Annotated in this window: 9 protein-coding genes, 1 rRNA gene and 1 pseudogene; 6 read left to right on the top strand and 5 right to left on the bottom strand. The window is 42.2% G+C overall.

The window, feature by feature from the left end; all coding sequences use genetic code 11:
• Positions 1–122: 122 nt before the first annotated feature.
• The 6 genes from mdtD to FTU34_RS13785 all read left to right on the top strand — a co-directional run bounded on the left by mdtD (position 123) and on the right by FTU34_RS13785 (position 6,507).
• The gene (gene mdtD / locus FTU34_RS13760; protein WP_180035938.1) at positions 123–1,514 is read left to right on the top strand and encodes a multidrug transporter subunit MdtD; all 1,392 of its coding nucleotides are present in this window, start codon (positions 123–125) and stop codon (positions 1,512–1,514) included.
• 77 nt (positions 1,515–1,591) lie between these two features.
• Positions 1,592–2,377 (top strand): GH25 family lysozyme, encoded by a 786-nt coding sequence (locus FTU34_RS13765; protein WP_180005210.1) that lies wholly within the window; start codon positions 1,592–1,594, stop codon positions 2,375–2,377.
• Between the two features lie 59 nt (positions 2,378–2,436).
• Positions 2,437–3,450 (top strand): MBL fold metallo-hydrolase, encoded by a 1,014-nt coding sequence (locus FTU34_RS13770; RefSeq protein WP_180035937.1) that lies wholly within the window; start codon positions 2,437–2,439, stop codon positions 3,448–3,450.
• A 63-nt stretch (positions 3,451–3,513) separates the two neighbouring features.
• Positions 3,514–4,569, top strand: coding sequence for a DNA polymerase IV (dinB, locus tag FTU34_RS13775; RefSeq protein ID WP_180035936.1), 1,056 nt, complete (start codon positions 3,514–3,516; stop codon positions 4,567–4,569).
• Positions 4,570–4,804: 235 nt separating this feature from the next.
• Complete coding sequence (gene shiA, locus FTU34_RS13780; RefSeq protein ID WP_180035959.1) at positions 4,805–6,121, top strand: shikimate transporter; 1,317 nt, start codon at positions 4,805–4,807, stop codon at positions 6,119–6,121.
• Positions 6,122–6,150: 29 nt separating this feature from the next.
• Positions 6,151–6,507, top strand: coding sequence for a RidA family protein (locus FTU34_RS13785; RefSeq protein WP_180005213.1), 357 nt, complete (start codon positions 6,151–6,153; stop codon positions 6,505–6,507).
• Positions 6,508–6,588: 81 nt separating this feature from the next.
• Here the strand turns inward: FTU34_RS13785 and FTU34_RS13790 are convergent, their stop codons facing one another.
• From FTU34_RS13790 to rrf, 5 genes and pseudogenes are all read right to left on the bottom strand, one after another.
• Complete coding sequence (locus tag FTU34_RS13790) at positions 6,589–7,131, bottom strand: DUF2726 domain-containing protein (protein ID WP_078189487.1); 543 nt, start codon at positions 7,129–7,131, stop codon at positions 6,589–6,591.
• A 433-nt stretch (positions 7,132–7,564) separates the two neighbouring features.
• A complete protein-coding gene (locus FTU34_RS13795) occupies positions 7,565–9,973 on the bottom strand; it encodes a YgiQ family radical SAM protein (RefSeq protein WP_180035935.1) in 2,409 nt (802 codons plus the stop codon).
• 246 nt (positions 9,974–10,219) lie between these two features.
• On the bottom strand, positions 10,220–11,032 hold the full coding sequence (locus FTU34_RS13800; RefSeq protein ID WP_180035934.1) for a M48 family metallopeptidase: 813 nt from the start codon (positions 11,030–11,032) through the stop codon (positions 10,220–10,222).
• A 321-nt stretch (positions 11,033–11,353) separates the two neighbouring features.
• A pseudogene (locus FTU34_RS13805) lies at positions 11,354–12,543 on the bottom strand (MFS transporter).
• Positions 12,544–12,707: 164 nt separating this feature from the next.
• Positions 12,708–12,809, bottom strand: a 5S ribosomal RNA gene (gene rrf, locus FTU34_RS13810); the annotation flags it as partial.

Raw genomic sequence — 12,809 nt, forward strand, 5'->3', positions numbered from 1 at the left:
ATAGAGATGAAACTTTCATTGCATTTTTCTTGCAATTTTTTGGCTCAATTATGCAAAGCTTTTACTACATCCGAATGGCAATATTCATTTAAACTGTTTAAAAATCTCAGCTTTATTGACTTATGAATAGCACGCCAACGCATCAGGCTTTACAACCCGAATTTAGACTTCTTGTGCTATTGGTCTCTATTGGCTTTTTTATGCAAGGGCTGGATACGACCATCGTCAATACAGCAATCCCAGCGATGGCAAGAAGTTTGGGCGAAGACCCGCTACAAATGCATAGTGTGGTCGTGGCCTATGTCTTGTCCGTTGCGGCGTGTATTCCTTTAAGTGGTTGGTTGGCCGATCGTTTTGGTGTACGAAATACGTATTTCACAGCCATTATTATTTTTACGTTAGCATCGCTAGGCTGCGGCATGGCCAATAGCCTGAATGAGCTGCTGGTTTATCGGGTAATTCAAGGTATAGGTGGCGCATTACTGCTGCCTGTTGGGCGTTTGGCGATGCTCAAAGTGATTCCTCGGACACAGTTTTTATCGGCTATGAGTCTGATGAGCCTTGCTGGTTTAATGGGCCCCTTAATTGGTCCTACCCTTGGCGGTTGGATGGTGGAAGTCGCAACATGGCATTGGATCTTTTTAATAAACATTCCAATGGGACTGTTAGGAGTACTTATTACCTTTAAAGCCATGCCCAATGTGACCGAACCGAGCGTACAACGCTTCGACTTTATGGGTTTTTTCTTATTGGTCATCGCCATGGTGGGTTTATCGTTAGGCATTGAAAACTTTGCTAGCCCGCATCTGCCGCTATGGTGGAGCCTGCTATTAGTCGCTGCGGGGATCATCGCCAGTTTGATCTATGCCTTTCATGCACATACCCACGCCAATGCGCTGTTTCGCAGTAAATTATTTCAAAATCGGATCTATGCCATCGGCATTATCGGCAACTTCTTTGCCCGCCTTGGCGGCAATGCCATGCCATTTTTGATTCCCTTAATGCTACAAGTGGCTTTTGGCTTTGAGCCATTTATCACAGGGTTATTGATGATACCGACTGTACTCGGCTCATTGGCATCTAAACCGATTATTCGTCAAATTATTCAACGCTTTGGCTATCGCAAAGTGTTATTGGTAAATACCTTCTTGGTCGGCGCTTGTATTTGCAGTTTTGCGCTCTCTACGGCTGAGACCCCCACGTGGTTACGTGCCTTACACTTTTTTATTTTTGGTATTTTAAATTCGCTGCAATTCGTTTCGATGAATACCTTAACCCTCAAAGATTTACCCCAACAAGATGCCAGCAGTGGCAACAGTTTCTTGTCGATGATTATGATGGTGTCGATGAGTATCGGTGTGGCTTTGGCTGGGACTTTAGTCAACGTGTTTACGGCCTATTATGGTGCTGCACAAATCGAAACAGCATTCCATAGCACCTTGATTTTACTCGGCTGCATTAACCTGATTACCGCAGCGATTTTTTGGCAGATTCCTAAACATGTGGATGTCTAAATCCGTGTCATCGGGCAAATCTATGACAGATCAGCCATTAAAGGGTTATGATAAAAGAGATACTTGGATACATTTTCATGCCTAAAAAAGCCAAATCACGTACCACAAAAAGTTCACTCAAAAAATACAGCCCGATTATTGCACTCAGCGCTATCAGCGGCGTCTTGGTGGTGGCAGGACTGGGTTATTTAGCCGTTATGCCGCATCGCCCTGCATCTGCAGAAGAATATCCAGTCAAAGGTTTTGATGTTTCCCATCATCAAAAAGATATTCAATGGTCAAAAATTTCACCTAAAAAATACCAATTCGTTTATCTCAAAGCCACAGAAGGTGGTGATTTTAAAGATCGGAAATTTCAAGATAACTGGCTGCAAGCGCGGGAAAACGGCTTTTTAGTTGGGGCCTATCATTTTTACCGTCTGTGCCGTGATGGCAGGATTCAGGCAGAAAATTTTATTGCTTCCGTGCCGAAAAAAGCCGATGCCCTTCCCCCAGTGATTGATTTGGAATATGACACCAACTGCATTAACACCTACAGCAAAGAGCAGTTACTCAAAGAAATCACTTATATGCATGATCGCTTGCACCACCATTATGGCAAACAACCGATTTTTTATACCTCGAAGTCTTTTTATAATATTGTCTTAGCTGGCGAGTTTAAACAGACGCCGCTGTGGGTCCGTGAATATAAAGGCCCACCCGATCTAAAAAACAATCCGAAATGGCTGATTTGGCAACATACCAATCAAGGACAAATTCAAGGTATCTCGACCACTGTCGATTTAAATGTATTTTCAGGTGATGCCAAGGCATGGACTGATTTTTTAGACAAAAATGGCGTTTCCCCGATCAAACCCCGTTGATTTATTCTCCGACTCAGGACAACATCGAAGCAAATAATCCATGAAAACTGAGTCGCAGGATGCGTATTTTAAAAACTTTTCTTATTATATTTTCAGTCTTTATGATCCTCGCCATCGGGATATTGGCTTATTTGATCCAACCTTCAGGGACCTTGGCAGCGTTTAAAACGTGGCATTATCAACATCCCGCACAAAGCACTACAGATACTCACTCAGCGGCGCCCTATCACGTAAAGTTCTTTGGCGTTTCGACCTTACTGTTTGACGATGGCCAAGAGCAAGTCCTCATCGATGGCTTTTTTAGTCGGCCATCGCTCAGTCAGACCATATTCACTCAGATTCAAAGTGATCAGCCTTTATTACACAACTATATCGACCAATACGACTTAAAACGCACTCGTGCTATTTTCGTGACTCATTCACATTATGATCATGCGCTCGATATTCCAATGTTGGCCCACCAGCTCCCCAAGGCCATGATTGTCGGCTCTAAAAGCACCTTAAATATCGCACGGGCAATGCCAATCGCTGAATCACAATTGCACGAAGTTCAAGCTTGGCAGCCGATGCAAATCGGTAAATTCACCATTACTGCCATCCCCGCGCAACATACTCCGCCAACGGCCGTTAATGATGATTTGGGGGAAGAAATTTCGCAGCCACTGCAACTCCCTGCACATTTTAGTCAGTTTAAAGAAGGTGGATCATATGACTATCTCATCCAACATGGGCCGCATTACAGTTTAGTCAAAGCCAGTACAGGTGCTGTGCCCAAACAGTTGCAAAAACTAAAAGTCGATACCTTATTTTTAGGCATCGCTCAGCTTTCCAAGCAAACGACAGCGTTTCAACAGCAATATTTCAAAGAAACCTTAGCGACTCTTCAACCCAGCACCGTGATTCCAATTCATTGGGATAATTTTTTCAAACCACTGAATCCAGAGCTCGAATTTTTGCCTCGCTTTGCCGATGACACCCCTCAAAGCCTAAATCTATTAATACAGTCGGCAGCAGCTCAAAACACCAAGGTGGTTTTACTCAGTCAACCTGTGTCGTTCGAGTTAAAAAATTGAGGAAAGCGCTAGATTGACTGTGCGATACTGACATTCAATTTTTAGGCACTGATCTAACTAGGCATGAGGAAAATCATACATATCGACATGGATGCATTCTTTGCATCAGTAGAGCTGCGGGAACGCCCCGAACTCAAACAGCTTCCTGTTGTTGTGTCTTCACATCACCCTCGTGCGGTCATCTGTGCCGCGTCCTATCCTGCACGTGAATTTGGTTTACGTTCTGCAATGTCGATGGCACAGGCCCGTAAACTCTGCCCACAGGTCGTGGTGATCGAACCTAATTTTGAAAAATATCGTGCTGTTTCGGCGCAAATTCATGCCATTTTTCAACGCTATACGTCTCTGATTGAGCCGCTATCTTTAGACGAAGCTTATTTGGACGTCACAGAAAATTTACAACACATTCTGAGCGCCACCGAAGTCGCTATGCGAATTCAGGCAGAGATTTTACAAAGCACTGGTTTAACTGCCTCCGCAGGTGTCGCGCCCAATAAATTTTTGGCTAAAGTCGCTTCTGATTGGAACAAACCCAATGGCATTTGTATTATCAAACCTTCACAAGTTCTGCATTTCATCCATGACTTGGCACTGAAAAAAATTCCTGGTGTGGGAAAAGTCACTCAAGAAAAATTAAAAGCCATGCAACTCAATACATTGGGTGATTTACAACAAATTGAAGAAGCCGTTCTGATTCATCATTTCGGTAAATATGGCCGACAACTCTATCTGTATGCACAAGGGATTGATGAACGACCGGTCCAATCTAGCCGTGAACGTCAACAGATCTCCAAAGAAACCACTTTTGATGATGATCTCACCCTGAGCCAATGTCAGCCCTATTGGCCCAAACTGATTGATCAAGTCTGGTCTAGTTTAGAAAAAAAGCAGTTAAGCGCACGCGGTGTATCGGCCAAATTAAAACTGAAGAATTTCCAAGTGCTACAGCACAGTAAAAGTTTTAAAACTTCACTGAATCATCGTGAAGACCTTGCGCAGGTGTTACAGCAATTACTGCATGAAATGCATATTTCTGAGGAAGATCAATTTCGCCTGATTGGCGTAGGGGTCTATCAATTAAGTGCGCAAAACCAAGAAACACAACTTTCGCTGCTCTAAAAACTTCATGAAGATCGTATTTGCTTAAGATTTAGGCAGAAGAACAAATTTAAAGCAATTTTCTATTCACAAAGCCTAAAATTAGAGTACTCTATCAGCGCACTACATTATCCGTGTATGCGCTGAGATGCTGAAAATCACCTTTACTTTCAGCATGCTGTCCTGTGATTGGCGTGACGATCAAATCCGAATATTACAGGGCAACTCTGTTGTCAATCATGGAATACCCCGCTGTATGCCTTCTGCAAAATCTGCTCCAAATCCTCAAAATATTTCACAAAATCAAGAACAACGTGCGCGTAAAGCCGCATTAAGTAGCTTCATTGGTGCCGTAGTCGATTGGTACGATTTTTTACTTTATGGCATTGTTGCCGCACTCATTTTCAAAGATCAGTTTTTCCCCAGTATTGGCAACAATATGGGAACCTTGGCAGCCTTGGCGACCTTTGGCGTCGGCTTCCTGTTCCGCCCCTTAGGCGGCATTGTATTTGGACACTTTGGTGACAAACTGGGTCGGAAAAAAATGTTGGTGCTCACCGTCATCCTGATGGGTATTTCGACGGTCGGCATTGGTTTATTACCCAATTTTGCGGCCATCGGTTGGTGGGCCCCGATCCTGCTCGTGACACTTCGAGCAATACAGGGTTTTGCGGTTGGTGGAGAATGGGGCGGCGCTGCCCTGATGGCTGTAGAAAATGCCCCGAAAGGCGAAAAAGCCTTTTACAGCAGTGGTGTACAAATTGGCTATGGCGTAGGACTCGTTCTGGCAACAGGCGCTGTGTCTTTGATTATTGCCACTTTGGGCGAAGATGCTTTTGCTGATTGGGCATGGCGAATTCCCTTTATTGCCAGTATTGTCTTGCTGGCTATCGCGATGTGGATTCGACGTGATCAAGACGAATCACAAGAATTCATCGACAATGTGGTCAAAGCTCGACAAACGCCGCAAAAATTACCGATTCTGCAAGCGATTAGCCAACACCCCAAAGCCTTTTTTTACATTATTGCGCTGCGCCTGACCGAGTTACTCACCATGTATTTGGTGACGAACTTTGCACTGAATTATTCCACCGCTCAATTGGGTATGGACAAGCAGTTCTTCCTGAATATCACCTTAATGGTTGGTGCAATTAGCTGCTTCAGCATTCCCCTCTTTGCGTGGCTAGCAGATCGATTTGATCATCGTAAGATGTGTGTGCTGGGTGGCTTAATTGGTGCGCTTTCTGCCTTTCCATTCTTCATGGCCCTTGATGCTCAAAATACTTGGCTGATTATTGTCGGTGCAATTTTCCTTGCCAATATTGCCCATGATATGGTGGTGAGTGTACACCAGCCGATTTTTACCTCCTTGTTTGGTACCGCCTATCGCTACAGTGGCGCAGGTGTCGGCTATCAAGTGGCCAGTATTATCGGTGGTGGCTTTACCCCAATGATTGCAGCAGCTTTGGTGATTTGGGGTGATGGTTCATGGCATTATGTGGCAATTTACCTTGCTGTCGGCTGTTTATTGACGGCCTTAGTTGCAGCTACAATGCCTAAAACTCAAGATTAAGTGACCTTTTTGCTTTCAGGATATTCCGCATGACCATCCAACGCCTGCATGTTTCAAAACGCTTCTCCGAAATCGCTATTTCCGGTCAATTGATCCATTTGGCAGGTCAATTGGCAACAGACCTTGATTTAGACATCAAAGGACAAACACAGCAAACATTTGAGATCATTGATCAATTTCTTGCAGATGCCGGCACAGATAAAAGCCAGATTATGTCAGTGACCATTTATCTGAAAGATATTGAACAGGATTATGCCGCATTCAATGAGGTATGGGATGCGTGGGTGTCAGACATTGAAGCATTACCCAGAACTTGTGTTGAAGCCAAATTATACGACCCGCGTGTACTGGTAGAATTAACCGTCGTAGCCGTTAAGCCTGAATAATCATTAAGCCTAAATAACCATTAAAAAAAAGCATGTCTAAAGACACGCTTTTTTTTGCAAAAGGCTTTGCTCTTTGAATCCCTAAGATCCAATAATTTTGATCTTTTTACGTTCCAAATCTGAATATAAATGATATTTTTTCAAATCATTAACCGGTACAAATGGCGCTTGTACACGCTGCTCATTTAAGAAATCTTCGCGTAATTGAACGTACTCAGGCACATCATCATAACGAATGACACGATAGCCTGCCAAAGCGAGCAAAGCATCTTGATATTGCGACTGCTGCATCCGTTTTAGCACCATCGGATCATCTAAAGCGACGATCGCCAAGATCTGATGCTGTTCATCTAGGACGACAAAGTCCGCCACCATATTTCGATACTTGTTCCGCGTACGATAATATTTCGTGGTCAACAGTGCATCAAAAGACACATGCGCAAGGATCGTATGCTTAGGCAAAATTTCTTTTAAACGCGTGTAGGTTAATTGCTCATTAATGTTGAAAATAGCACGTTGTTTCAATGCGCTATCTTGTTGCTTAGAATCACCTTCTAAACTTTTCCAAGCCATTATGAGCACACAGAAGAGTAAAATACTCCCTATTACTATGTATATAGTCATCTCATAATCCTTTATATTTCTTATATTTTTGGTTTTTGACATACTTCTTATGAAGACGAAGTATACAACCAGTATTATTTTTTTAATTTCCTATTAAAAAAAATAACTCTAACTTTCACACAATACGTATTTAAACTGACAAAAAGTTGCAAACTTAAAGCGTCAAACATCACATGCCACTTCGTTCAGAGTAATAGCATCCATTGCTATATACAGATACTTTAGATCATTCGCTAAAACGACAGCAAGTGCATTTCCTCTCACTGTCAGACAATTCCGATAAGCTGTCAAATTTTGCTCGTATTTCATTGAGATAACCGACACACATATGGCATTGAGCTTGTAACAACATATAAAAATGCAAACTGTCTGATGCTGCCGAGCATATCAGCCATAAAAAAGACACCGAAGTGTCTTTTTTTATTTAATCATTTTAAGCACGTGATTTAGGCTTTGATTTTCCTTTGGGTTTCGGACCACCAAAAGGTTTTTTCGCATCACCCGTTTCACGCGGCGGCAGACCAGTATGCTGCGTCAAGATTTGACCGCGCTCAGGACGCTTGGTATTTGACGGACGCGATTGAGCAGCCTTAGTCCGATTACCTTGTTCGCCTGTACGTTTTTGTGAATCACCCGCAATGCTTGAGTTCTTTTTACGTGCAGATTGGTATTGACCCTCAGCACTGCCAGCAGGCTGATACGTCGGAATCAAATGCTGTTTTGAGTTCCCGATCAGATCCTGACGCCCCATTTCTTTGAGCGCTTCACGTAGCAACGGCCAGTTGTTTGGATCATGGTAACGCAAGAAGGCTTTATGCAAACGACGGCGTTTTTCACCTTTCACGATATCGACATTTTCGGTATAACGCGCCACTTTAGCCAGCGGGTTTTTACCGGTGTAATACATAGTCGTCGCAGTCGCCATTGGTGATGGATAGAAGGTTTGCACCTGATCGGCACGGAACCCATTCTTCTTCAGCCAAATCGCCAAGTTCATCATGTCATAGTCAGTCGTACCCGGATGCGCTGCGATAAAGTAAGGAATGAGATACTGCTCTTTCCCTGCTTCCTTACTAAAACGATCAAACATTTGTTTGAAACGGTCATAGGTCCCGATCCCCGGTTTCATCATCTTCGATAATGGACCTTTTTCGGTATGTTCAGGCGCAATCTTCAAGTAACCGCCGACGTGATGTGTCACCAATTCTTTGACATATTCTGGGTTTAACACCGCAAGGTCATAGCGTAAACCAGAACCAATTAGAATCTTTTTAATCCCCGGCAATGAACGCGCTTTACGGTATAACTGGGTTAAAGGCGCATGATCGGTGTGCAAGTTTTGACATACACCTGGGAATACACACGACGGCTTACGGCAGTTCTTTTCAATCTCAGGATCTTTACATGCCAAACGGTACATATTGGCCGTTGGGCCGCCTAAGTCAGAAATGATCCCAGTAAAGCCTGGTGCAGTATCACGAATTTTTTCAACTTCACGTAAAATCGATTCTTCAGAACGGTTTTGAATGATACGCCCTTCATGCTCTGTAATTGAGCAGAAGGTACAGCCGCCAAAACAACCACGCATAATGTTCACAGAGAACTTAATCATGTCAAAGGCAGGAAAACGCGCTTCACCATACGCAGGATGTGGCAGACGTGCATATGGCAAGTCAAACACATAATCCATTTCTTCTGTAGTCAATGGAATCGGCGGCGCATTCAGCCAAACATCACGCTCACCATGCTTTTGCACCATCGCGCGCGCATTGCCCGGATTGGTTTCCAAATGCAAAATACGGTTGGCGTGTGCATACAGCACAGGATCATTCGCCACATCTTCATAGGCAGGCAAACGAATCACCGCCAATTCACGCGGCGGCAATTTATGCTTAATGGCTTTTGATGCAGGCTGCAGCTGCACGATTTGCGTATCGGCGTCTAAGTTATCGCCTTCACGAACAATCGGATTTGCTACCGCTTCTTTTTGGAAGCCTTGATATTGCGTAACGCTGTCTTTGCCTTTTTCGATTTCACAGCCTTCAAGGTCTTCGGTCATCACATACGGGTTAATGATCGGATCGACACGGCCAATCGCATCGACATCATTCGATGCGATTTCAACAAACTTAGCTTTTGAAGCTCGGTTATTTTTATTCACAATAAATGCAGTACCGCGGACATCCGTAATTTCTTGGATTTTTTCACCGCGGGCCAATCGATGCATGATTTCCGTGATTGAACGTTCACCATTACCATACATCAACAGGTCGGCTTTCGAGTCCATCAATACTGAACGGCGGACTTTATCTGACCAATAATCATAATGCGCAATACGGCGCAACGAGGCTTCAATACCGCCCAATAATACAGGCACATCTGGATATGCTTCACGCACACGCTGGCAATATACCGTTGCTGCACGGTCTGGACGTTTATTCGGTTGATTATCCGGAGAATAGGCATCATCCGAACGGATTTTACGGTCAGCCGTATAGCGGTTGATCATCGAATCCATATTGCCGGCTGTCACGCCCCAAGCAATATTCGGTTTACCCAATACACGGAACGCTTCTACATTGGTCCAGTCCGGCTGAGCAATAATCCCGACACGGAAACCCTGCGCTTCAAGGGTTCGGCCGATGATCCCTGAACAGAATGATGGATGATCGATATACGCATCACCGCAAACCAAAATAAAGTCGCAGCTGTCCCAACCGAGTTGATCCATTTCTTCGCGTGACATCGGCAAAAATGGCGCAGGGTCAAAACAAGACGCCCAATATTTGTCGTAATCAAACAACGCTTTTGGCGCAGTCCGCATAGTATAAGCAGTAGACATGGCTAGCAATTCTCGGCTGGCAGATGGAATGATCTAAAAAAAGATCAAAGAAGATGAAAGCCGATCATTTTACCATGAATTCCATTCATCATGCTTGATTATAATTTATACAATAGCTACAGAATCATTGAATTGTTTTATATAGACATCAGATGTAATAGTGCTGTAGCACGACTATAAAACAAGATTTAAATAAATCATTTGTAACTTTGCTTTAGTTTAAATCAACCTAGAATGTGCCATGAGTTATCGCATTTTATTCAACATTAAAGCCTGCGCCTGTTGAAATTTGATGTGCATTTCAGGTAAATATTTTTCAATATAAATCTTACGCTTATCTATACTGTCTTGAGTCATCAATGGTTTTACATCAAGCATTTGACGGCGTGTCGTTTCCTGCTGATATTTTTGACAAAAACTCAATGCTGCATTTGGGTCAAAGCCCGCTTTCGACATCAGATCAAGTGCAAGGACATCTGCTTCTAGTTCAAATTTTGAAACTTTAGGCAAAAAAACCGCTTGCCCAGTCACACTACTGGCAGCCGTTGCAAGCGCGCCGATACCCGCAGTCGAAGAAATCATCGCCACCTGACTAGCAAACAGCAAAGAAATCTTTTCACGATGATGATCACGCAATGCATGTGCCATTTCATGCGCCATCACAAATGCCAATTCATCTTCAGTCAGCTTTAAACTCCAATACAAACCCGTGTTAATGACAATTTTCCCACTTGGAAAACCATGTGCATTTAAATCTTTATTTAAATTCCCACTGACTTGCCAATCCCATTGACTCGAACCTTGACGGTAAAACTCCGCATTTTTTTTGAGTTTATTTAAAACCTGATCCAATTTCGGATCAATGATCAAAAGTTGTTTGTCTTTCGCTTGATGAATAAATTGTTGATACGATCTATCCGCCTGTTTAGTTAATAACTTTTGAGGAACGATAAAAAACTGTTTTCGCTCTGCGCCTGCTGTCCCTAAATTCGTGGTACTTGTACAAGCTGAGATTAAGATAAAAACCAAAGCCATCATTAAAATAGTTATATTTTTCATAATCGCCTTAATTTTAATACCAATATTGATCTATATATATAATTCTATCTAAAAACAAATGCAAAAATATTCAAAAAAACAAATAATTCATATTTATCATATATTTATTATTTTTCAAACTTTTAAAAATGATAACCAAAAATAATTTATTTATAATATTGTGATGTATTTCATTATTATGAGGCACCTTTTAAAAGGCATATTAGACCAAAGTTGTATAATCATAAAAATAGTAAACTTAGCCATTTTTATAGCGTTATTTATATTAAAAATAGATGTAAAACGAATATTTAATAATAACTTATTCACATATTTCTATCTTTATTTATTCAATTGTATTGCTAAAAATAAACCAATCATCAAGATAACAGCAATAAAGCTCGTCAACCCAATCCAACCAGAAATTTCCCAAACCAAACCACTACTACTACCCAAAATACTAGAACCTAAGTAATAGCAAAATAAATATAAAGATGAACCTACGGCACGGTATTGCAGGGATTGAACTGATACCCAACTACTTGCCGTGGAATGCGCTGCAAAAAAAGCAAAAGTGAATACAATCAGCCCCAAAATGACTGACCAAAATGCCGGAATGAGCATGATCAACAGCCCGAACAACATCATGATCAGCATCGAAGGTAAAACTTTTACCCGGCCAAAGCGTTTCCCCCAACTTGCAGCCCGAGGTGAACTATATATTCCTGCCAAATATGCTATGGAGATTAGTCCAATCCATGTTTGAGAAAGTTGATAAGGTTCTTCTAATAGGTGGTAGCTCATATAGTTAAATATAGAGACAAAACATCCCATGAGGATAAAGCCTTGAAGGAATAAAATTCTCAGCTTTGGATCTGCTAAATTTTTAACGAAAGATTCATAAAATCGGTTGAAACGAATGGGATAAGCTTGAAAATGTTGAGATGCTGGAAGTAATAAAAAGAATGCTGTGGCTATACATAGGTTAATGATGCCGATAATCATCATGGCATTTTGCCAACTAATATAATCAATCAATACCCCGGCAATGAGACGACCACCCATTCCTCCAATCGCAGTACCCGATATATACAGGCCCATTGCAAAGCCTATATCTTTTTGCTCAATTTCTTCACCTATATAAGTCATTGCAACTGCAGCAACACCGCTAACACTTAATCCGATCAGCACGCGATTCAATAAAAATATTTCCCAAAGTGGAAATATAGAACTAATGATTGAAAGTGACGCTGCCAAAAATAAAGCGGTGACCATCACAGGCTTACGACCCGATCTGAAATCAAACCAGTGAATAGCAGCCCAATCGCTAAGGCAATGGTAGAAAAAGATAAAGGAAAGCTGCTATGTGTCGGACTGACATGAAAGAAATTCGCAAAGATGGGCATCATCGGTTGTACACAATACAACGATGAAAAAATTGCGAAGCCTGCTAAAAATAAAGAAAATAAAATGGCAAGAAATGGCCGTGTGCCATATTCAATATAAGGAGAATTTGAGGCTAAATCAGACATGAGCTTTCCATCAATGACACGGATAGTATACGCCTTTCAGTCTTTAATTTATAAATCACATGAAATGAATGATGAATTCTTTCTTTTTTTCTCACTACTTCTTTTTCTTTTCTTCGTGCATAAAAAAACACCCCCTGAGATATCAGGGGGTGTTTCGAATAATGAGCTGGCGATGACTTACTCTCACATGGGTAACCCCACACTACCATCAGCGCTAAGAGGTTTCACTTCTGAGTTCGGGAAGGGATCAGGTGGTTCACTCTTGC

Source organism: Acinetobacter sp. YH12094 (assembly GCF_013419295.1).
In the GTDB taxonomy this organism is placed as follows: domain Bacteria; phylum Pseudomonadota; class Gammaproteobacteria; order Pseudomonadales; family Moraxellaceae; genus Acinetobacter; species Acinetobacter amyesii.